The organism is Pseudomonas sp. Hz4 (assembly GCF_054898165.1).
Genome location: NZ_CM142719.1, coordinates 2,299,198 through 2,320,398 on the forward strand (window position 1 = coordinate 2,299,198; position 21,201 = coordinate 2,320,398).

21 protein-coding genes and 4 pseudogenes are annotated in these 21,201 nt (G+C 56.6%); 13 read left to right on the forward strand and 12 right to left on the reverse strand.

Going from position 1 to position 21,201, the window contains the following annotated elements; translation table 11 throughout:
- Positions 1-198: 198 nt before the first annotated feature.
- From ACYZTR_RS10340 to ydiJ, 4 genes are all read right to left on the reverse strand, one after another.
- Positions 199-600, reverse strand: coding sequence for a group II intron maturase-specific domain-containing protein (locus ACYZTR_RS10340; RefSeq protein WP_461978561.1), 402 nt, complete (start codon positions 598-600; stop codon positions 199-201).
- A 38-nt stretch (positions 601-638) separates the two neighbouring features.
- A complete protein-coding gene (locus tag ACYZTR_RS10345; protein WP_461978563.1) occupies positions 639-845 on the reverse strand; it encodes a hypothetical protein in 207 nt (68 codons plus the stop codon).
- The gene (locus ACYZTR_RS10350) at positions 842-1,198 is read right to left on the reverse strand and encodes a hypothetical protein (RefSeq protein WP_461978565.1); all 357 of its coding nucleotides are present in this window, start codon (positions 1,196-1,198) and stop codon (positions 842-844) included. The genes ACYZTR_RS10345 and ACYZTR_RS10350 overlap by 4 nt, the downstream gene beginning before the upstream one ends.
- A gap of 550 nt (positions 1,199-1,748) precedes the next feature.
- A complete protein-coding gene (ydiJ, locus tag ACYZTR_RS10355) occupies positions 1,749-4,799 on the reverse strand; it encodes a D-2-hydroxyglutarate dehydrogenase YdiJ (RefSeq protein ID WP_461978566.1) in 3,051 nt (1,016 codons plus the stop codon).
- 155 nt (positions 4,800-4,954) lie between these two features.
- On the opposite strand from ydiJ, the gene ACYZTR_RS10360 reads away from it, so the two are divergent.
- Positions 4,955-5,839, forward strand: a complete 885-nt coding sequence (locus ACYZTR_RS10360; RefSeq protein WP_461978568.1) for a LysR substrate-binding domain-containing protein — start codon at positions 4,955-4,957, stop codon at positions 5,837-5,839.
- Between the two features lie 299 nt (positions 5,840-6,138).
- Positions 6,139-6,931 (forward strand): annotated as a pseudogene (locus ACYZTR_RS10365) (hypothetical protein).
- 197 nt (positions 6,932-7,128) lie between these two features.
- Here ACYZTR_RS10365 and ACYZTR_RS10370 read toward each other — a convergent pair.
- Both ACYZTR_RS10370 and ACYZTR_RS10375 read right to left on the reverse strand, forming a co-directional pair.
- On the reverse strand, positions 7,129-7,539 hold the full coding sequence (locus ACYZTR_RS10370) for a recombinase family protein (RefSeq protein ID WP_461978570.1): 411 nt from the start codon (positions 7,537-7,539) through the stop codon (positions 7,129-7,131).
- Positions 7,437-8,321 carry a LysR family transcriptional regulator gene (locus tag ACYZTR_RS10375; protein ID WP_461978572.1) on the reverse strand — a complete coding sequence of 295 codons (885 nt, stop codon included), beginning with the start codon at positions 8,319-8,321 and terminating at the stop codon, positions 7,437-7,439. Before ACYZTR_RS10375 ends, ACYZTR_RS10370 begins: the two co-directional genes overlap by 103 nt.
- Before the next feature lie 79 nt (positions 8,322-8,400).
- Between ACYZTR_RS10375 and ACYZTR_RS10380 the strand changes: the two genes are divergently transcribed.
- The 5 genes and pseudogenes from ACYZTR_RS10380 (at position 8,401) to greB (ending at position 11,293) form a co-directional block, all read left to right on the forward strand.
- Positions 8,401-8,820 carry a DoxX family protein gene (locus ACYZTR_RS10380; protein WP_461978574.1) on the forward strand — a complete coding sequence of 140 codons (420 nt, stop codon included), beginning with the start codon at positions 8,401-8,403 and terminating at the stop codon, positions 8,818-8,820.
- Between the two features lie 10 nt (positions 8,821-8,830).
- On the forward strand, positions 8,831-9,496 hold the full coding sequence (locus ACYZTR_RS10385) for a glutathione S-transferase family protein (RefSeq protein ID WP_461978576.1): 666 nt from the start codon (positions 8,831-8,833) through the stop codon (positions 9,494-9,496).
- Between the two features lie 184 nt (positions 9,497-9,680).
- A pseudogene (locus ACYZTR_RS10390) lies at positions 9,681-10,218 on the forward strand (IS5 family transposase); the annotation flags it as partial.
- 224 nt (positions 10,219-10,442) lie between these two features.
- Positions 10,443-10,721, forward strand: a pseudogene (locus tag ACYZTR_RS10395) (antitoxin Xre/MbcA/ParS toxin-binding domain-containing protein); the annotation flags it as partial.
- 98 nt (positions 10,722-10,819) lie between these two features.
- Positions 10,820-11,293 carry a transcription elongation factor GreB gene (gene greB / locus ACYZTR_RS10400; RefSeq protein WP_461978578.1) on the forward strand — a complete coding sequence of 158 codons (474 nt, stop codon included), beginning with the start codon at positions 10,820-10,822 and terminating at the stop codon, positions 11,291-11,293.
- An 85-nt stretch (positions 11,294-11,378) separates the two neighbouring features.
- On the opposite strand, the pseudogene ACYZTR_RS10405 reads toward greB, so the two are convergent.
- The 3 genes and pseudogenes from ACYZTR_RS10405 to ACYZTR_RS10415 all read right to left on the reverse strand — a co-directional run.
- Positions 11,379-11,552 (reverse strand): annotated as a pseudogene (locus ACYZTR_RS10405) (transcription elongation factor GreB); the annotation flags it as partial.
- A 48-nt stretch (positions 11,553-11,600) separates the two neighbouring features.
- Positions 11,601-14,105, reverse strand: a complete 2,505-nt coding sequence (locus ACYZTR_RS10410; protein ID WP_461978580.1) for an ABC transporter permease — start codon at positions 14,103-14,105, stop codon at positions 11,601-11,603.
- Positions 14,105-14,788 (reverse strand): ABC transporter ATP-binding protein, encoded by a 684-nt coding sequence (locus ACYZTR_RS10415; protein ID WP_033057202.1) that lies wholly within the window; start codon positions 14,786-14,788, stop codon positions 14,105-14,107. The genes ACYZTR_RS10410 and ACYZTR_RS10415 overlap by 1 nt, the downstream gene beginning before the upstream one ends.
- Positions 14,789-14,798: 10 nt before the next feature.
- On the opposite strand from ACYZTR_RS10415, the gene ACYZTR_RS10420 reads away from it, so the two are divergent.
- From ACYZTR_RS10420 to ACYZTR_RS10430, 3 genes are all read left to right on the forward strand, one after another.
- On the forward strand, positions 14,799-15,404 hold the full coding sequence (locus tag ACYZTR_RS10420) for an arylesterase (RefSeq protein WP_461978583.1): 606 nt from the start codon (positions 14,799-14,801) through the stop codon (positions 15,402-15,404).
- Positions 15,405-15,460: 56 nt separating this feature from the next.
- Complete coding sequence (locus tag ACYZTR_RS10425; protein WP_123432651.1) at positions 15,461-15,754, forward strand: hypothetical protein; 294 nt, start codon at positions 15,461-15,463, stop codon at positions 15,752-15,754.
- A gap of 102 nt (positions 15,755-15,856) precedes the next feature.
- Positions 15,857-16,828: a L,D-transpeptidase family protein gene (locus ACYZTR_RS10430; protein ID WP_461978585.1), complete on the forward strand. Its 972-nt coding sequence runs from the start codon at positions 15,857-15,859 to the stop codon at positions 16,826-16,828.
- A gap of 124 nt (positions 16,829-16,952) precedes the next feature.
- Here ACYZTR_RS10430 and oprI read toward each other — a convergent pair whose 3' ends face one another.
- The gene (gene oprI, locus ACYZTR_RS10435; protein ID WP_002553018.1) at positions 16,953-17,204 is read right to left on the reverse strand and encodes an outer membrane lipoprotei OprI; all 252 of its coding nucleotides are present in this window, start codon (positions 17,202-17,204) and stop codon (positions 16,953-16,955) included.
- Between the two features lie 638 nt (positions 17,205-17,842).
- Here oprI and ACYZTR_RS10440 point away from each other — a divergent pair.
- Complete coding sequence (locus tag ACYZTR_RS10440) at positions 17,843-18,130, forward strand: GNAT family N-acetyltransferase (protein WP_461978587.1); 288 nt, start codon at positions 17,843-17,845, stop codon at positions 18,128-18,130.
- A 62-nt stretch (positions 18,131-18,192) separates the two neighbouring features.
- Here ACYZTR_RS10440 and ACYZTR_RS10445 read toward each other — a convergent pair whose 3' ends face one another.
- Positions 18,193-19,269 (reverse strand): 3-deoxy-7-phosphoheptulonate synthase, encoded by a 1,077-nt coding sequence (locus ACYZTR_RS10445; protein ID WP_449645422.1) that lies wholly within the window; start codon positions 19,267-19,269, stop codon positions 18,193-18,195.
- A 128-nt stretch (positions 19,270-19,397) separates the two neighbouring features.
- Positions 19,398-19,841, reverse strand: coding sequence for a PilZ domain-containing protein (locus ACYZTR_RS10450; protein WP_461978589.1), 444 nt, complete (start codon positions 19,839-19,841; stop codon positions 19,398-19,400).
- Between ACYZTR_RS10450 and ACYZTR_RS10455 the strand changes: the two genes are divergently transcribed.
- On the forward strand, positions 19,840-20,226 hold the full coding sequence (locus ACYZTR_RS10455) for a thioredoxin family protein (RefSeq protein WP_461978591.1): 387 nt from the start codon (positions 19,840-19,842) through the stop codon (positions 20,224-20,226). The genes ACYZTR_RS10450 and ACYZTR_RS10455 overlap by 2 nt on opposite strands.
- A complete protein-coding gene (locus ACYZTR_RS10460; RefSeq protein WP_461978593.1) occupies positions 20,223-21,179 on the forward strand; it encodes a putative 2-dehydropantoate 2-reductase in 957 nt (318 codons plus the stop codon). Before ACYZTR_RS10455 ends, ACYZTR_RS10460 begins: the two co-directional genes overlap by 4 nt.
- Positions 21,180-21,201: the final 22 nt, after the last annotated feature.

A 21,201-nucleotide genomic window follows, 5' to 3' on the forward strand; every position in this document is an offset into this window, starting at 1 on the left:
TGCGAGTTTCCCAGCACACGGCTCAAGCCTCTACAAAGGCACTATCAAGCACCCGGCGATACTTCTTTAACATTGGCATACTGCTGATCTCTGGGGCAGCGCAGAGGGTAGATTTCAAGATTGACTGCCGCCTCCGTTCCTCTATGAGCCCGTTTCACGATGTGGCGAACATCCCACGGCGTGTCTTTGGTAACGGGCTTATGTGTCAGTACCGATGCAAAACTGACCCACTTGGGCAAAATGCAGCTTTTGCGAGCTGCCCATGCTGTCCAAGGAGCAACACGTGGAAATCAGTGTTCTTATCCGCCAGGGTTTATCGATTCGGTCCTTGACCCATCGGACACCTTTGCGCGGATGCCTTCTCACCGCCCATCGCCAGAGCATTACCCAGACTTCGTGGTCTACCTGATTGAAGACTTTCTTGGCAACCACATGGCTATGGTAGTTCGCCCATCCCCGTAAAATCGGATTGAGCAACCCTATCAAATTGACCTGTTTGGCCGTCTTGTTGGTCTTGATCACTTCTCGGAGTTTGGCAAGGTGCGCCCTGATGTTCGCTTTCGATGGCTTGATCAGGAGCTTGCCGTTGTACTTACGCAAATTCCATCCGAGGAAGTCGAACTCGTCCCTGATGTGCGTTATTTTGGTTTTTCCGGGGAGAGGATCAGTCCACGTTCTGCCAGGAATTGAACCACAGCAGGTCTGACCTCATTCTCCAGCCACTCTTTCGAACAGCCAGTGATGATGAAGTCATCTGCATAACGCACCACGCGCATCTTTCGGGCTGTCCACTTTGCATTGGGAAATTTCTTCGCCAGCATCGCTGCCAAACTATCCAGTGTCATGTTGGTGTCAACACCGGAGAAATGATGCCTCCTTGCGGTGTTCCGGCGTGGCAGGGGAATAGTTCGTTCTGGTAGATGTAACCCGCCTTGAGCCATTTCCGCAAAATCACCTTATCCATAGGGATGTTGGCGATCATCCAGTCATGGCTGATATTGTCGAAACAAATGCCGGGCCATGCAGGCGTTGCATCTGCCATAGCCGGATGAGTACTAGATAGTCGGTACGGTGAACACATGTGAACCTGCATAAAGATCGTTACGCTGAACGAGCGGAAATGGCTTTTACGCTCGAACCAAAAGGGTAACGGCGGTGGGAACTGCGTCTTTCTGCTAGTTACAAAATCGATGACCATCTAGATCGAGTCATTTCGGACGATAGCTCTCTTCAGAAAATCGCATGCGTAAACACTACGGTCTATTGGCAAGCCATATTCGGAGACATCGACGACTCAGAACATCCGTTGCTGGAAAAATCTAAAAGGCAACTAAAGACGCTTTTCGTCAGGGTTGTTGGAGATACTCTCCTGAACTCCAGGTGGCATTGGTTAGTGGTATTTCGCGGATGCTCATTGCTTTGTCTCACCAGGAGTGGGTTAGGTTTGTGTTCATGCCTTGAAGCGTGAAACATGGCCGGCTATTGAAAAACTACTCGAATGAGGTGCAACAACTAAACGCGGATTAGATTTTTCCAAGTTACTTAGCTATATGGCCATGTGACATGAAAAAACTAACGTCTATCAACTGTCGGTAACAAGTTATTTCTAGTTTCTATTTACGGGCTCGTTAAATAATTACTTTTTTGTTAATAGACACCAAGTTTTTTCTTTTTCACGGCACTCCGCGCCAAATTTTAATGCGGTGTAAAAGTAACTAATTTCGTCTTAACTAAAAAATTATCGTTTATTAAGTCATAGTGTGTGTGCTTCGATAAACGTCTAATAACGCCTGCAACGGATGCCGCAAAGTCTTATCGGTCAGACGTTTAGCTTGGCTGCGGCATGAGTAACCGGTAGCCAGCACCTCTCCTCGCACTTCTGGTGCCGTAAGTTGGCGAGCCCATGATTGATTAAAGATCAACACAGACGTTTCTTTATTTCGCGCTTCATGACCGTAAGTCCCCGACATGCCGCAACACCCCGTCGCTTGCGTAGTCAACCGGAGCCCGGCGCGATCGAACACTTGTTCCCACTGACGGGAGCTGGCCGGTGCATTGGTTTTCTCGGTGCAGTGGGCCAACAGTCGAAAGTGCGAAGGCTTCGACAGCGCTGGCGATTCGGGCAGCACAGTCAGCAGCCATTCTTGGAGCAAAGCCACTTGGGAGTACTGGTCGATGTTCGGCACCTTGAGATACTCTTGTCGGTAAACAAGCGTCATCGCGGGGTCCAGGCCCACTAGAGGTATGCCAAATCCGCCTAAAGTGCGCAATTGTTCGGCGCTACGCACCGCCGCGCGATTGAAAGCGGGCAAGAAGCCCTGTACGTGCAGCGGCTTGCCATTTGGACTGAAGGGAGCCAAATAAAGCTGATACCCCAGCCGCGAAATCAACTCCATCAAATCTGCCAGTAACGGAGTCTCGAAATAACGAGTGAACGCATCTTGTATCAAGATGACGCTACGTGAGCGTTGTTCGTAGCTGAGTAACGACAACTTTTGCACTGTAGCCGGTTGCACATTCCATCGCCGTACGGCGCCTTGGAAATCGAAACGGCTAAGCAATGGACTGTCAACCATCCCTACCCGTCGTTCCAGCAATCGACTTGTGAAATTTGCGCCCATCAGTGCGTTGTAAAGGCCTGGCATGCGGGCAATGTAGGGGACAGTGTATTCGAGTGACGCAATCAGGTAGTCGCGGAGCGGGCGCAGATAACGGGTGTGATACAGTTCCAGAAACCGTGAACGAAATTCCGGTACGCTCACCTTCACGGGGCATTGTCCTGCACAGGATTTACACGCCAAGCAACCTGCCATAGCGTCATACACATCATGGGAAAAGTCCTGGGCCCCGTTGCGTTGTTTGCGGGTATTACTCCATCGCCGGATAAAGCCACCGAAGAATAAAGGTTGGCGACAGACATCCGAGAGCACATCAATTCCTGCCTCACCTTGCAGGCGAAGCCATTCGCGTATCAACGCAGACCTGCCCTTAGGCGAATGAATGCGCTGGCGAGTGGCTTTCCATGAAGGGCACATGGCGTCATCCGGGTCAAAGTTGTAGCAAGCGCCGTTGCCATTGCAATGCATCGCCGTGCCAAAGCTTTTCCAGACCCGCTCATCGATGGTTCGATCTAGATCACCCCGCAGCGGTACTTCGTCCACTTTCAGCAACGAGTCCGTTCGGCCAAACGGCGTGGCAATTTTGCCGGGGTTGAATTGATTGAATGGGTCGAAAGCCTCTTTAAGCTCTTGCAGCGAAGCATATAACTCACCAAAGAATGCGGGCGCATATTGCGACCGCAGCCCTTTGCCATGTTCACCCCAAAGCAAGCCGCCATAGCGTTGAGTCAGTTCTGCAACTCCATCGGAGATCGGCCGGATCAGTGCGGCTTGCGCCTTGTCCTTCATGTCGAGTATCGGTCGCACGTGCAACACGCCGGCATCGACATGACCAAACATTCCGTATTGCAGGCCATAGCTGTCTAGAAAATCGCGAAGCTCGGCAATGTAGTCGGCCAATCGCTCAGGGGGGACCGCAGTATCTTCTACAAAGGGTTGCGGTCGCGCCTCTCCTTGAATGTTGCCGAGCAGGCCAACCGCTTTTTTGCGCATGGCGTAAACCTTGGTGACGGCGGCATGCCCAACGGCCAAGGTGTGGCCCAGTCGTTCAACGCCAATGTCGACGGTGAGATACTCGACAAAAGCCGCCACCCGATCTTCGAGCTCTTCGGCATCGTCACCACAAAACTCGACCAGGTTAATGCCTAGTGTTGGTCGTTCAGGGCTTGCTGGAAAGTATTCCGCTACGCCGTGCCAAACGATGTCCTGCATCGCTAGCAAGAGTACCTTCGAATCCACCGTCTCGATGGACAGAGGTTTGTGTTTCAACAATGCACGAGCGTCGCGTAACGCGTCCATGAATCCTGAATAGCGAATATTGACCAGCATCGTGTATTTAGGAATCGGCAACACATTTAGCTTGGCTTCAACCAGGAAACCAAGCGAGCCTTCGGCGCCACACAGCAAGCTGTTAATGTTCAATCGATTGTCGGGCTCACGCAAATGAGCCAAGTCGTAACCGGTCAGGCAACGGTTGAGATCCGGAAAGCGGGCCTTTATCAGATCGCGCTTTTCATCGATGATTCGACGGGCGCACCGATACACCTCACCCACGCGATCCTCTCGAGAGCACTGGTCTTGTAGCTCATCCTCATTCAGCGGACGACCATGCAACGGCTCGCCGCCGCGCAAGATGGCCTTGAGTTCAAGCACATGATCACGGGTCTTGCCGTAGGTGCAACTGCCCTGACCGCTGGCGTCAGTGTTGATCATCCCCCCAATCGTGGCGCGGTTGGATGTGGACAATTCCGGCGCGAAAAATAGTCCGGCCGCTTTCAGCGCGGTGTTGAGTTGATCTTTCACCACGCCGGCCTCAACACGGACCCAGCGTTCCGCAATATTGATTTCCAAAATACGGTTCATATGCTTTGAAACATCAACAACGATGCCGTCAGTCAATGATTGGCCGTTCGTCCCAGTACCTCCACCGCGCGGCGTGATCGCGACCTCTTCATATCCCGGCTTCGCCATTAATCGGGCTATGCACGACACATCCGCAGCGTCCATTGGGAACACGGCCGCCTGTGGCATACGCTGATAAATCGAGTTGTCGGTGGCCAGAACCACACGACTGGCGTATTCGTCGCTGATTTCCCCTTTAAAACCAGTGGCGGTTAAGTCCAAAAGAAACTGACGGTAGTTCGACGTCAATGCGGCGGAAGGTAAAAGCTGAGCGATCATTGTGGTTAGGTCTCAGTCGAATCAGGAAAAACAACGAAGAGGCTTGTAGGACGCGAATGAATACGCCAGTCTTCCTCGTTATTAAGGTCCAATGTTCATTCGATATGCTGAGCACCACAAACGAATATTCCGCCCAAAATTGATGACTAAAGCGAATGAATCCAAGGCTTCTGACACCCTCCATGTCGCTGTTGTTGGCTTTTGATGCCGCCGCGCGCCATGAAAGCTATACGCGGGCGGCACATGAACTGTCCTTGACGCAAAGCGCGGTCAGTCGGCAGGTGCAAATCCTAGAGAAGTTACTGGGCATGCGGCTGTTTGCTCGTGAGGGGCGCCGAGTGATTCTCACAGATGTTGGCCGCATGTATCAGCGTGAACTGTCTGAAGCGCTTGGGCAGATCCGAAGCGCCACTCTTCAGGCGATGGCCTTCCAATCTGGAATTCATAGCTTGCGCTTGGCGACTTTGCCCACCTTTGGCTCGAAGTGGCTGCTACCCCGCTTGAAAGATTTTTATACCGCCCACCAAGGCATGACAGTGCATTTGCATTCGCGCATCGAGGCAATCGACTTCGACACTAGCGAAATCGATGCTGCCATTTGCGTTGGCCATGGTGATTGGCCAGGCCTGACTGCACATCGTTTGCACACCGAGGAGCTGGTGGTCATTGCCAGCCCGCTCTTGTCTGAGGCTCAGCGGACAGAGGCCGAGCAGCACATGGACAATCAGTTGCTGCTCAATGTCAGCAGCAATGCACAAGCATGGGCCGAATGGTTTTCCCATCATGCTCTGCCTCATCGCGCGATGCGCATCGGTCCCAGTTTCGAAATGACATCACACTTGATCCATGCCGTACGAGTTGGCATTGGAATCGGCTTAGTGCCGCGTATTTTGGTTGAGGAGGAGTTGCTCAAGGGAGAATTGACGTGCTTGGGAGAGCCGATCATCAGTCGTCGGAGCTATTACCTGGTGTACCCGACACGTAATGAAACGCTGCCGTCCTTAAGAGCATTCAGGGATTGGTTGATGCAAACGCTGTGACCTCTGAGGGTGCGAGCATAGTTTCTGGCCTCAAGCACAATGCTGCATGCCACGGATTACTACGAGCTCCCTTCTTTACTCCAAATTGCATCGCTTATGGATACTCGGTGCCCATCGCGTCAATTCTCGACCTGCAGTGCACCAATACATCGCTGCGACACGGCCGCCATTTTTTTTGCGTTCCATAGTTGATGGGTTCACCTTTCTCATCCACCAATAAACCTCCGGCACGCATTCAGCAATGCTTCACGGCGGCGTGGCTGACCTCCGCAAGATGCTGCTCTCCCACGAACCTGTCGATGGCCGAGGTTTCCCGGCGCGAAGGGGTCAGCGAAATGTCTTTGTCCAACTGGCGCAAGCAGCTCAGTTCTGAAGGAAGTGCAGCGTCCGAAAATAAACAATCGACTCAGAATTGGTCAGCCGAAACCCAGTTTGCTGTTGTCCTCGAAGCAGCCGTTTGTCCGAGATCGACCTGGGCGAGTATTGCCGCCGCAAAGGCCTTTACCCCGAGCAAATCACTGCCTGGCGACAAGCCTTCATCACCGGCCGGAAATCGGAAAAGGCCCAGCAAAAAGACGATCGGGAGCAGTCTCGCAAAGATAAGAAACGCATCCAGGAACTTGAGCGCGAACTGCGCCGCAAAGACAAGGCGCTCGCTGAAACAGCCGCGTTGTTGGTGCCGCGAAAAAAGATCAACGACTACTGGGGGACCGACAACGAGGACAACTGACGTCTTTGCCAGAACGGCAGTTGCCAGTTGACTGGCTGAGCGAGGCGGTCGCGGCGGGCGCCCGAAAAATCAGGGCCTGCCGGGAAATCGATCTATCGCTGCGGACCTTGCAACGGTGGACTGAAACAGACGTTATCCAGGCCTATGCCCGAACGCATCGGCATAGCCATCCGGTTCGTCACACCAGCTGAGCGGCATCGAGGACTGGACCATCAGGTCTTGGCCCTGCGACATGAGTTGTCGAACGAGCCAAAGAGAAAAAGCCGGGGCGGTGGTCGGGTCGAACACGTAACTGGGAGCCGATCGGTACCGTGCTGTTGAACCCGGTTCGAGAGCAACAGGTCGAGAAAAGAGCGGCATAGTCAGACGGTTGACGCAACAACTACCTTGAAAAACGCCGAGGTGTTGCCGGCGCCCTCGCAGCGAGCAGTTGAAAAAATAGGATGAGAGAAACCAGAGCAGCAAGGCTGTGGCGCTGATTCGATGCAGGCGGTACATGTCACTAACCAAAGCCTAATTTTTGCCACAAGACCCGACGCCCCAAGTCATTTGGGCGGCGCTAACATGTGCTTTTACTCGATAGGTAGCGCGCTGGGAGGGCTATTTGGGGCGTGAACTTCTCAGTCATTAAACGAGGACTGACAGCCGTCGTGCGTCCATGGTAAGTACTGTGCGCCTTGGCTGCGGCGATTCCCTCGAGCTGGCGCTCGCGCCGGAGGTTGGATTCGAATTCAGTGAATACTTCAAGCATGTCAAGGAAGGCCTTGCCCGCCGCGCTATGGGTGTCGATGGGTTGCTCGGTCGCCTTGAGTGAGTGTGCAAGGAGCAGTCGTAAACCAAGGGCCGTTTTTAGCTGAAATGGGCGTGCTACGGTAGCACCAGATGGGTTGCAAGATGCTGATACACCACTGAGACCCGCCGCAGATGGCGCGCGTCGGTGTGCGTAAGCAGCCACAGTTCGGTTTGGCATTCCTCAATCTCGCCACCGAGTTGCACCAGATCCTTTCGTTGCTGCCCGAGGAACAACGGAAGCAGGCCGACCCCCATGCCGAGACTCACAAGTTCAGCGACCGTCAATATACTGTTGACGCGATACTTCGGCATCACTTTCGGGAAGCGCATCTTTCGCCAGACTACGCTGGGGTGTTCTGGCAGGGCATCGTCAGGCGCGATCCAGCTCTGCGCGGCGAGCACAGAGTCTTCGAAATTATTTAACCCGACTGTGCATGCCGCAAACAGCCCAACGCGAATGGGCCCCACGTGCTTGCCGACGAGGTGAGCAGGAGGGCGCTTGGTTGCACGTACCGCAATGTCGGCGTCCCGCCGCGTCAGACTGGCCAGTTCGTTTCCTGCTACCAAATCAAAAGTCAACAAGGGGTGCAGAGGGTTCAGCAGCTTCAGTGCAGGTGCTACTAGGGAGTGCAGCACTGTGTCCGTGGTCGTGATTCTCACCGAGCCCGACACATGCCCGGGATCGGATTGTGTCGCAGAGCGAGCGAACTCGAGTTCTGCTTCCATCCGCTCCGCATGGACCGCCAATTCCTGAGCCAGATCCGTCGCTAGGTATCCAGACCGCGAGCGCTCGAAGAGTCGGAGGCCAAGGCCTTTTTCGATGCGCTGCAGGTTGCGGAAGACTGTGGACGTGTCCTGTCCGAGCAGCTCACCGGCGGCGGCTAAGGATCCGGCACGCACCAAGCCGAGTATGGTATCGAGATCGGATGCCCCAAGCTTGTATTGCATTTTCGCATTCACACATTTCCTCCGCGCCTATTAACATTGCAAATTGGAAATCCTATCGTAATGACTCCTTACACTCAACTGGAGCCCTTAAATGACATCGTCTCTCACCCGAAGCACCGATCTCGGCATAGCATTGCTGCGCGTGAGCCTTGGCACTGTGTGGGTCGCCCACGCGCTGTTGAAATTACTGGTATTCACGTTGCCCGGCACTGCCGACTACTTTACTAGCATTGGATTTCCCGGCTGGGTGGCTTATCCAGTGTTCACCGTCGAACTGCTCGGCGGCTTGGCCGTCCTCCTTGGTGTATATGCGCGCCAAGTCTCGCTAGCGCTGGCGCCCGTCATGGCCGTGGTAATTTCCGTGCACTCCGCCAATGGATGGGTGTTCACCGCCCCAGGAGGCGGCTGGGAATACCCAGCCTTCCTATTCGTCGCCTCGTTGGTCCTATGGCTTGCAGGCGATGGCGCATTGAACCTACGCAGCCGCCGCCGCCTGATCCCGGCTAATTGAAGGACAAGCCTTGAACACACAGCTCACCCTCGTCAGCCACCAGCTTTGCCCTTATGTGCAACGTGCAGCTATCGTGCTCGCCGAGAAAAACATAATTTTTAAGCGCATTCATGTCGATCTCTCGAACAAGCCGGACTGGTTCCTGAGCATCTCCCCGCTGGGTAAGACACCGGTGCTCTTGGTGGATGGCGAGCCTATCTTCGAATCGGCCGTTATCTGCGAATACTTGGAGGACACGACGCTGCCGCGGCTGCATCCGGACAACGCCCTCCAACGTGCCCGTCATCGCGCCTGGATGGAGTTTGGCTCTGCCGTGCTGAACACCATCGCCGGTCTCTACAACGCCGCAGACGATAAGGTGCTGCAGGACAAGGTCGTAGAGATGCGCAAGCGGTTCGAGCAGATTGAAGTAGTGTTGGGCGACGGCCCGTACTTCGCTGGCCAGCATTTCTCGGTCGTCGATGCCGTGTTCGGCCCGGTCTTCCGATACTTCGATGTCTTCGATGGCATTGCCGACCTCGCCATCTTCAAGGCCACGCCTCGGGTGCGCGCCTGGCGCGTCGCCTTGGCTGCGCGGCCGACCGTACGCGACGCCGTCGATCCAGCCTATCCCTACTTATTGCAACGTTTCCTTGCCGAGCGCGGCTCGGCACTTTCTGCACTGATGAACCACTAGCTGTAGCGGCTATCTAGGACGGATCGCTCGTGAGGGCGGAATTTTCTGGGGTTCCGGGTTCCCCCTTTCTGTCGCTAAGGATGGCGTGGCACACCGCGGGCAGTCTGAAGTCTAGGGAAACTCTGAAAAAGACTTCCCGATCTGGTGAATACCCGTCTCGGACGAATCGAACGGTTGAGCCCCGATGAAACAGATGTCCTTCGCCGATGCCGAGTATGCCGGCAAGCGTAAGCAGACCCGCCGCGAGCGCTTCCTGATCGAGATGGATCAGGTGGTTGTCCCTGGAAGGGTTTGATTGCCTTGATCGAGCCGTATTATCCAAAGGGTGAAGGCTGTCGTCCGGCGTATCCGTTGCTGGCCATGTTGCGGACTCATCTGATGCAGAACTGGTTCGGTTACAGCGATCCGGCGATGGAAGGAGCACTTTACGAGACCACGATCCTGCGCCAGTTCTCGGGCTGCATCTGGATCGGATTCCCGATGAAACCACGATCCTCAACTTCCGGCGCCTACTGGAGGAACATGAGTTGGCGGGCGGGATTTTGCAGGTTATCAATGGCTATCTGGGTGATCGTGGTTTGCTGCTGCGTCACGGCACGGTTGTCGATGCGACGATCATTCATGCGCCGAGTTCGACCAAGAACAAGGACGGTAAACGCGACCCTGAAATGCATCAGACGAAGAAAGGAAACCAATATTTTTTCGGGATGAAAACATCGCTCACCAGACAACCTTGTTCGCTTTGTCGAATCTGTGGATGGTGCGAAAACGGTTGATGGGTAGGGGCGAGGTGCGTCTGTAATGTAGGCTGATCGCCCTGAAACAGTGCGATCAGAGGAAAAAACCATGAATTAAGGGCAAAAAAGTTCTGATTTCGACCGACATATGATTTTTTTAACCTCAAGTAGCGAGGGCATGAAAAATCGGTGGGTACTTCAGACCTTCCCTAGAGCGCGATCAGATCATTCCACTTAAAACACTCAAATCGAGATTGGCCCGTAATGAGAGACTCACGGTGCACGAAAGTTATCGTCTGTTCCGTGTTATCCACATAATAGCTATGGCCGAGGCGCTTTTCGGGGATGGCGCTAAGGCTAGGCGTTGGCTCTCTAAGTCCAAAGATCGCTTTTCGGGCAAGAGTCCAGTAGAGATGCTCTCCACTACTCACGGCACCCGCGGTGTTGAAGAAACGCTGATTCAGGTGGCAGAAGCATTCGTATTTTGATCGTGGGTCATGAAAGCTATTGCAGCATCTGACACAAGCCGTCAGACAATAGAGCGCTATCCATTTGTGTCCTGATAATCGTTACTGAGAGGCCCGTCTTGAGCACCAACATCATCACGAAGGAAGGTCACGAGGCCTTGAAGAAGGAGCTTGATTTCCTTTGGCGAGAAAAGCGTCCTGACACGACGCGCAAGGTTACCTGGGCAGCATCACTAGGCGATCGAAGTGAAAATGCTGACTATCAGTACAACAAGAAGCTGCTTCGAGAAATTGATCGACGCGTGCGATATCTTCGCAAGAGGCTTGAAGATGTCCGGGTTGTTGAATACTCGCCTGAGCAGGAAGGGAAGGTTTTCTTCGGGGCTTGGGTCGAGATCGAAAACGAGACGGATGAAATCAAAAAATTCAGGGTCGTGGGCTATGACGAAATTTACGGTCGCAACGATTACATCTCGATCGATTCGCCCATGGCGCGTGCGCTTTTGAAGAAAGAGGTGGGCGACGAGGCAGTTGTGCAGACCCCGGGCGGAGAAATGTTGTGGTGGATTAACGAAATTTTTTACAACAAATAGTATGGTTTTTTGAGTATGGCTACTATTTACGAATGCCCGGATTTAAAGCCCGGAAGTGGCGATAGCATGGAAAGTGCGGTGCTTGGAGATATTCGGCGTTTTCCGAGCGATCGCCCTGTGCCGCGGCCTCGCTGACCGACTGTGTGACCTGCGGCCGCCGAACATGCCAGAGCTCATGAAACTCGGCCCGCATCCGCGCTTCACCTTCGGGGGTGATCAACGCGGTGCCAGCGGTGCGGGGAGGGCGATAGCGGCTCATGGCAACTTCTTGTGGTTGGGTTCTTGTGAACGAGAGTGTTTGAGTCTATCAACCCTCGCGCAGGACTGTCAGTGGGCTGGCGTTCAAGGCCCGACGAGTGCCGAATACACCGGCACCACCGATCAGCACGGCGCCGATCAGCGGCAGTATCAACAACCATGGATGCGGATGCCAGGGCAGGTCGAAGGCGTAGCGGTAGAGCACCAGGCTCACCAGTTCCGAACCCAGCGCTGCCAACAATCCGCTGACCGCCCCAAGCAAACCGAACTCGATTCGCCGGGCCTTGACCAACAATTGCCGCTCGGCCCCCAGCGCTCGCAACAATGCGCCTTGGCGAATACGTTCATCGAGCGTCGCCTGCAAACCTGAAAACAACACCGCCATCCCCGCCGCCAACACGAACAACAGCACGTATTCCACCGCCAGGGTGACTTGACCGAGGATACTGCGCAGCTGTTCGAGCAAGGCTTCGACTTGCAGAATGGTCACCGCCGGGAAGGCCCGCGACAGATCCACGATCTGCTGATCATGACCCGCCGCCAGATAAAAACTGGTCAGGTAGGTCGCCGGCAGATCCTTCAGCGTGCCGGGCTGGAAGATCATGAAGAAGTTAGGTTGGAAGTTGTCCCAGTTGATGTCTCGCAGGCTGGTGACTTTCGCTTCGCGGTTAACGCCGCCCACGGTAAAAACCATGTGATCGCCGAGCTTGAGCTTCAAGCTTTCGGCAACTTTACCTTCCACCGATACGCCAGGAATCTCGTCCGGCGCCTGTTCGGGCCACCAGTTGCCCGCAGTGAGTTTATTGCCCGCCGGCAAATCCGCCGCCCAGGTCAGGCTCAGGTCGCGCTGGATCGCTCGATCGCCGGCCGAATCCTTGCTGACGATTTCCTGCACCGGCTCGCCGTTGACGCTGATCAGTCGCCCCGGCACCACCGGGTACAGCGGCGCGGTTTGCGCCTGCAGTTCGAACAGGCGATCGGTGAACGCCTGTTTGTCCGCCGGCAGGATGTTCAACGCGAAATAGTTAGGCGCGTTTTTTGGTAGCTGGTTCTGCCAGGTATCCAGTAGCTCGCCACGCAGCAAAGCGATCAATGCCATGGACAGCAGAATCAGGCCGAAGGCCAGGGCTTGTCCCGCTGCTGCCAGCGGGTGGCGCAGCAATTGGCCCAGCCCGAGGCGCCACGGCAAGGAGGCGCGCGCCAGCATTCGGCGCAGACTCTTCAGAAGCAGCAACAGCAAACCTCCAAGCACCAACGCCGCGATCACACCGCCACCGAGCAGGGCGAAGGTCAACACCAGGTCCAGGCTCAGACGCCACATGATCAGCCCGAGGGCGCCCAATGCCGCGCCGTAGACCATCCAGGTGCTGGAAGGAATCGGCAACATGTCCCGACGCAATACCCGCAATGGCGGAACGCGACCCAGTGCAGCCAGTGGCGGCAAGGCAAAACCGGCCAGCGCCACCAGCCCGGTACCGATCCCGGCGATGGCAGGAAACAGACCGCCCGGCGGAACGTCGGTCGGCAATAAATCATGCAATAGCGCGAACAGACCCATCTGCGCGAACCAGCCGATGAGGGCGCCGCTGATACTGGCGAGCAGCCCGAGCACCGTCAGTTGCAAACTGAACAGCAGCATGGTTTCCCGGCGGGACAGCCCCAGACAACGCAGCAATGCACTGGCATCGAATCGGCGGGTGGCGAAGCGCGTCGCCGACAGCGCCACAGCCACCCCGGACAGCAGAACCGCCACCAGGCTCGCCATGTTCAAATAGCGCTCGGCCTTGCCCAGCGCGCCGCCGATCTGCCGGTTGCCGTCGCGGGCATCCTGTATGCGCTGGTTGGCCGCCAGCCCGGGCTTGATCAATTGACGATAGGTTTCCAGCGCCTCGGCTTTACCTCGCCAGAGTTCGCGGTAACTGACCCGGCTGCCGGGTTGCACCACACCCGTCGCCGCGAGGTCGCTGAGGTTGATCAGTACTCGCGGCGTGAGGCTGTAGAAGTTGCCGGCGCGGTCCGGTTCGTAGGTCAGCACTCGCGCCAGCTTCAGGGTTCGTACGCCAACATCGATGCTGTCGCCGATCTTCAAATCCAGCGCGGTCAGCAGTCGCGCTTCGACCCAGGCCTCACCGGGTTTCGGTCCGCCGCCGGGTTCTTCTGGAGCGAAGGGTACCGGGGCACTTTTCAGTTCACCGCGCAGTGGATAGACCTTATCGGCGGCCTTGATACTGGACAGCTGAATGCCGTTGTCAGTGGCGATGACGCTGGAGAACTCCACCACTTGCGCGTGTTCAAGGCCCAGCTCCGTGCCGCTTCTGATCTGTTCGGGCCGTGCCGGCGAACTGCCTTCCAGCAACAGGTCAGCACCGAGAAACTCGGTGGCGCGCAGCATCATGGCGCCATTCAGGCGGGCACCGAAGTAGCCGATGGCGGTACTCGCCGCGACGGCGACCACCAGGGCGAAGAACAACACGCGCAGTTCACCGGCACGGGCGTCGCGCAGCAGTTGGCGGATGGCAAGACTGAACAGGCGCAACAGCGGCAGGCGTGCCATCAAGGCTCCAGAGGGGCGACCAGCAGGCCGGCTTCAAGGCGGATCAGGCGCCGGCAGCGATGTGCCAGGCGTTCGTCGTGGGTCACCAGCACCAGGGTTGTGCCGCGTTCCTGGTTGAGCTCGAACAGCAGATCGCTGATGCGCTCGCCGGTGTGGCTGTCGAGGTTACCGGTGGGTTCGTCGGCAAACAGCACATCGGGTTCGGCGGCAAATGCACGGGCAATCGCCACGCGTTGCTGCTCGCCACCGGAAAGTTGGCGTGGCGAATGGGTCAGTCGCTGGCCCAGGCCGACCCGTTGCAGCAGCTCGGTGGCGCGTTCACGGGCGTCTTTGCGGCCGTCGAGTTCCAGCGGCAGCATGACGTTTTCCAGGGCGTTGAGGCTGTCGAGCAGCTGAAAGGACTGGAACACAAAACCGACATGCTCGGCCCGGATGCGCGCGCGCTGGTCTTCGTCGAGATTGCTCAGGGCTTGCCCTGCGAGGGTGACGTCGCCGCTGCTCGGCAGATCGAGGCCGGCGAGCAGGCCCAGGAGGGTGGATTTGCCGGAACCGGAGGCGCCGACAATCGCCAGGCTGTCGCCCTTGTTCAGTTCCAGGCTGAGTTCGTGCAGGATAGTCAGTTCACCTTCCGCGCTGGGAACCACTTTGCTGAGGTTCTTCGCGGTGAGAATGCTTGCGCCCATGGAGAATCCGATGCGTGTGTGGTTTTTGAGTGCTGGCCTGGCCTTGATGTGCATGGCCCAGAATGCAGCGGCGGGTACAGTCCTGATCGTTGGCGATAGTATCAGCGCCGGTTTCGGGCTGGATACCCAGTTGGGATGGGTATCCCTGCTCGAGCAACGGCTCAAGCGCGAAGGTTTCGACGACAAGGTGGTCAATGCGTCCATCAGCGGCGACACCAGCGCCGGAGGCCAGGCGCGCCTGCCCGCGCTGCTTGCAGCGCATAAACCTGAGTTGGTGATCCTTGAATTGGGCGGCAATGACGGGCTGCGTGGAATGCCCCCAGCTAATTTGCAACAAAACCTTGCATCGATGATCGACAGCTCCAGGGACAGTGGCGCCAAGGTGCTTTTGCTCGGCATGCAGTTGCCACCCAACTACGGCGTTCGTTATACCGAGGCCTTCGCGAAGGTCTACAGCACCCTGGCCGAGGAAAAAAAGATCCCGCTGGTGCCGTTTTTTCTTGACGGCGTGGGCGGTCATCCGGACTTGATGCAGGCCGATGGCTTGCACCCGACTGTCGGGGCTCAGGACAAGTTGCTGGAAAATGTCTGGCCGACACTGAAACCGCTGCTTTGACGCTTTTCTAGCGGCGGTGTTTCGGCTAAGGTGGCGCCCCCGATTTGGAGCCCCCGATGCCACGTCCTGCCTGGTCCCTTTTTGCCTACCAACTGATCGAGCCTGACGAACAGCTGGATCTGTTCGCCTGCCAGGAAGTGCGGGTACATCTGGTGACCCGTCAGCTGGAGCTGGGCGGCTCGGCGGACCGGACCTTGTGCGGCAGCCTGCTGCCAGCACAACCGCGCTGGTCGAGCGTCGAACGCCGAGTGTTTCAGGACCAGCGCCTGTGCTCGCTGTGCCGGGCCATTCTGGAATCGCAAAAACGTGGCACTTCTCCGATCTGGCCAGAGCTGCGCTTCGAGCTTTAGAGCCCGATACATTGCTTGCTATCGGTCAACTCCCCGATTTTCCAGGCACCGGTGTACAATCCCGTTTTTATACCCTTGTCGATCATGCGAAGGATTTTCCGGATGTTGCCGCGCTTTCCTGCCGTCACCCGCTACCTGTCTCTCGCCGCCCTCTGTGTGGCGGGTCCCGTAGCAGCATTGGAGCTGCCCCTGCCACCGCCCGGTGAAGACATCATCGGCCAGGTCCAGGTGATCAAGGCCAAGTACGAAGACACCTTCGCTGACCTTGGCACCACCTACGATCTGGGCTATTCGGAAATGATCGCGGCCAACCCTGGCGTCGATCCATGGTTGCCGGGCGCTGGCACCGAAGTGGTGCTGCCGACGCGCTTTATCCTGCCGCCGGGCCCGCGTGAAGGCATCGTCATCAACCTGGCTGAATACCGCCTCTATTACTTCCCGAAAGGCCGGAACGTGGTCTACACCTTCCCGCTGGGTATCGGCCGTGAAGGCTGGGGCTCGCCGATTGCCCATACCAGCATCATCGCCAAGACGCCGAACCCGACCTGGACCCCTCCAGCGTCGATCAAGGCCGAGCACCTTGCCGATGGTGATCCGCTGCCGAACGTGGTGCCGGCAGGCCCGGACAACCCGTTGGGGCCGTTCAAATTCACGTTGGGCACGCCGGGCTACCTGATCCACGGTTCGAACAAGAAGTTCGGCATCGGCATGCGCACCAGCCACGGTTGCTTCCGCATGTTCAACAACAACGTGCTGGAAATGGCGGGCATGGTGCCGGTAGGTACGTCGGTACGCATCGTCAGCGATCCGTACAAATTCGGCGTCAGTGGCGGCAAAGTGTATCTGGAAGCGCACACACCGCTGGACGACAAAGGCAACCCCTCTGTAGTCGACAAGCACACCGCGGTGATCAATGCGATGCTCAAGCGTGAGGATATCACCAACAACCTGCGCATGAACTGGGATGTAGTGCGCGACGTGGTTGCCGCTGAAGATGGCCTGCCGGTGGAAATCGGCGTGCCGAATACTTCCGCGCCGATGGTGTCGAGTGCACCGATCGACCCGCTGCAGTAATGCTTGAACAGAACCCGCCGACGCTGACTGCGCCGGCGGGTTTTTTATGGCCTGGACGAAACCCCGGGCAATAAAAAAGCCGACCCAAAAAATGGGTCGGCTTGATAACAATCCCGAAGGATTATTACTTGCGGCTAGCTTTGTCCAGCATGCGCAGAGCACGCTCGTTAGCTTCGTCAGCAGTCTGTTGTGCTTTTTGAGCAGCAGCCAGAGCTTCATCAGCTTTACGGTAAGCTTCGTCTGCACGAGCCTGGGAGCGAGCAGCTGCGTCTTCAGTAGCTGTCAGACGTGCTTCGGTTTCTTTCGATACGCTGCTGCAACCGGTAGCCAGAACTGCGGCCAGAGCCAGAGCAGAGAATTTCAGAACGTTGTTCATCGTGTTCCCCTTCAAGGACTTTCTATTAAGTAGCTGTCTCCTCAGAGTGAGGAAATAGCCGGCGTACATACTACCCATTACTTGTCGTAAGTAAACTGACGTAAAGCAAGAAGCAAAAAAAATTGTAGGCTTTGATTCTTTTTCGAGCAACTTTTAACTGCATTGTTTAAAAAACATCCAGCTGGGAGGCCCGAACTGAGCGAGCCGCCGAAGAAAGGTTCCGCGCGCTCACAGCTCTTTTCCGAGTCCTGGCTAAAGTCTGTCTAGATGGATTCGTCTACACTTTTGTTCGGATTTTGCGTGGCGCTTCTCATATCTTTCTCCATGTTGAGGTGACTTTAACAAAGGGCGCTCGTCTTAAGTCTCAATATCCGGCAATGTTCAGGCTATCGATCTTCCAGGATCTTCGGTCGAGCCGTCTCTGCGTAACCCGGAGCAGCACCCGCCAACCCGCGTGATGACGAGCGTATCTTGAGCATTTCTGCCAATGGCGCCTACTATTTGATACGTGCTCGGTTGCGCGAGATGGGTGCGGCTCTTCTCGGTGTCCATTCAGGCACGGGGTGGCGTAGATGTTCCTTCGCCGGAAAAACATCGGTAAGGTAGGGGTCAGAATTCCAGACCCGCGAGGAGTAGTGATGAGCGAGGCGTTGTCCATCCACCATGACCAGGCTGGTCATCAGTTCGAGACCAATGTGGACGGTCATCGTGCCTACCTGACCTATATGGATCTGGGGAAACAGACCCTGGATATCTATCGCACCTTTGTGCCCAACGCACTGCGTGGTCGCGGCATTGCGGCAGCCTTGACCGAGAAGGCGCTGGAGTACGCTGAGGAAATGGGCTACACCGTCATTCCATCGTGTTCCTACGTGGAGCGCTACATGGAGCGTCACCAGCGGCATGGGGCCAAGCTGAGCCAGTAACCGTACACATAAAAAAAACGCCGGGTTAAGCCCGGCGTTTTTTTATGCGCGAAAAACGGTGATCAGCTGCGATCACGTTTTGGCAGCACATCCTTGAGCTTGGCATGCATGCTGCGCAACGACTTTTCGGTGGCGGTCCAGTCGATGCAGGCATCGGTGATCGACACGCCGTATTGCAGGTCGGCAAGGTCTTTCGGGATCGACTGGCAGCCCCAGTTCAGATGACTTTCGACCATCAGGCCGATGATCGACTGGTTGCCTTCGAGGATCTGGTTGGCGACGTTCTCCATCACCAGCGGTTGCAGGGCCGGGTCCTTGTTGGAGTTGGCGTGGCTGCAATCGACCATGATGTTCGGCTTGATCTTCGCCTTGTTCAGCGCTTGCTCGCACAGTGCGACGCTAACCGAATCGTAGTTCGGTTTGCCGTTGCCACCTCGTAGCACCACGTGGCCGTAGGCATTGCCCTTGGTGGTAACGATCGACACGCCACCTTCCTGGTTGATGCCGAGGAAACGGTGCGGGCTGGAAACCGATTGCAGGGCGTTGATTGCTACGGTCAGGCCGCCGTCGGTGCCATTTTTGAAGCCGACTGCCGAGGACAGGCCGGAAGCCATTTCACGGTGAGTCTGGGATTCGGTGGTGCGCGCCCCGATGGCTGACCAGCTGATCAGGTCCTGCAAGTATTGCGGGGAGATCGGGTCGAGGGCTTCGGTTGCGGTCGGCAGGCCCATTTCGGCCAAGTCCAGCAGCAACTGGCGACCGATGTGCAAACCGTCCTGAATCTTGAAGGAGTCGTCCAGGTACGGATCGTTGATCAAACCTTTCCAGCCGACGGTGGTGCGTGGCTTCTCGAAATACACACGCATGACCAGATACAGGGTATCGGACACTTCGGCCGCAAGCACCTTCAGGCGTTCGGCGTATTCATGGGCCGCCTTGATGTCGTGGATCGAGCAAGGCCCGATGACAACAAAGAGGCGGTGGTCGGTGCCATCAAGAATGTTGCGAATGACTTCGCGTCCCTTGGTGACGGTGCGCAGGGCAGCGTCGCTCAGTGGGATATCACGCTTGAGCTGATCGGGAGTGATCAGGGTCTCGTTGGAGGCGACGTTTAGGTCGTTGATCGGTAAATCAGCCATCGTTTACTCGTCAGGTCACGGGTGCCGGCCGCCAGCGAACCCGCGCGGCGGAGCACAGCAAATTAAGCGCGTCGGGGAGCCGAACCTTAGCGCGTTACGCGCCTGCTCGACAATGGGCAGACACCGGTTTAATCCAGCACAGCCTGTGCAAATGCCCTGCGAACCGTGTCCTGAGAGAACTCATCGGCGTGCTCCTGGACCCATTCGAGGGCCAGGGCTTGAGTTTCCTGTAGGTCGTCGTGCGCGTCATGCAGTCGACAGTAACGCTCGATCTGGCACACCTGCTCGCCCATTCGGGCACTGAACATCATCTGCTCGTCAACAAAAGCGATGCCTACCAGATAGCCGCGCTTGCGCCGTAGGCACCAGGCCACATAGCCCAGAAAACGCAAGTCGGGGTTTAAGGTAGGCATGCGCACTTCCAGCGCCGTACCGTGGCGCCACGCCCGGTGATAATTGCAAGCCATGCCCCCGAGGCTGATAGTGTGCAGCTGGTCCCGCGAAATACACTCAGGTTTGAGCAACGTTAATTCGACGGGCACATCGTCAGGGTGAGGAATAAAACGTCCCATGAACACGGACTCCATGTGTCGGCCATCTGACATTGTTTCCCCCAGTATAGTGGTCGAATTGGATCTGACCGATTTCGACGCCGACCAACGGCTGCTGGCGATGAGCGGTGTGTCGCTGGTTATTTTCACCAGTGTCGGCTGCGCCAGTTGCCGTTTTGCCCGTGAGCAGTTGCCACGACTCGATCTGAATGTTGATCGACTGTGCTGGATTGATGCAGGGAACAATGGTGGGGTGGTCGAGCGTTATCAGGTCTTTTACTTGCCGGCGCTGTTTGTGGTGCGCGACGGTGAATTCTTCGGGGCACTAAGTTCGCGCCTGACCAGCACTGAGCTCAATGAGGCCGTGGGTCAGGCGTTGAGTCGAATAGCAGAGGAGTTGCCATGATGGGGGCAGTGACCAAACCGACAATCGGTGTTTTTGGCACCGGCGCGATCGGCGGGTTCTACGGCGTGATGCTGGCGCGTGCCGGTTTTGATGTGCATTTTTTATTGCGCAGTGAGTTTTCGGCCGTTGCCGAACGCGGATTGCAACTCGACAGTGCGGTGCATGGCGCGCTGACGTTGAATCCGGTTAAGGCCTATTCTGCGGCCGAAGACATGCCACCCTGCGACTGGTTGCTGGTCGGCGCAAAAACCACCAGCAACACGGACCTGGTGCCGGCCATCGTTAAAGCGGCGGCACCGAATGCCAAGGTGCTGCTGTTGCAAAACGGTCTGGAAGTCGAAGACAGCTTGCGGGCGTTGCTTCCCGATTCGCTGCACGTGCTCGGTGGGCTCTGCTATATCTGCGTCCATCGCGACGGCCCCGGCGTCATCACTCATCAGGCGCTCGGCGCGGTGAATGTTGGCTATCACAGCGGCCCCGTAGCCGACGAGCAGGCGCGCATGGCAATTGTCGAGGAAGGCTCCGGGCTGTTCCGCGCCGCCGGCATCGATTCCCAGGCCATGGCGAACCTGCATCAGGCGCGCTGGCAAAAACTGGTCTGGAATATCCCTTACAACGGTCTGTCGGTGCTGCTTGGGGCGAGCACTACGCCATTGATGGCCGATGCCGACAGTCGGGAGCTGATCAAGGCTCTGATGGCCGAAGTGGTTCAAGGCGCAATCGCCTGCGGTCACAACGTACCAGCTGGATATGCCGACCATCTGTTCATGGTGACCGAGAAAATGCCCGACTACTGGCCGAGCATGTACCACGATTTTCTGCACAAGCGACCGCTGGAGCTGGAGGCGATTTACGCCCGGCCCCTGGCGGCGGCCAAAGCGGCAGGATGCGAATTGCCGCGAATCGAAGCCTTGTATCGCAGTTTGAGTTTTATCGATCGACGTAACACTTGAGTCGATCAACCTTGGGGAGAAG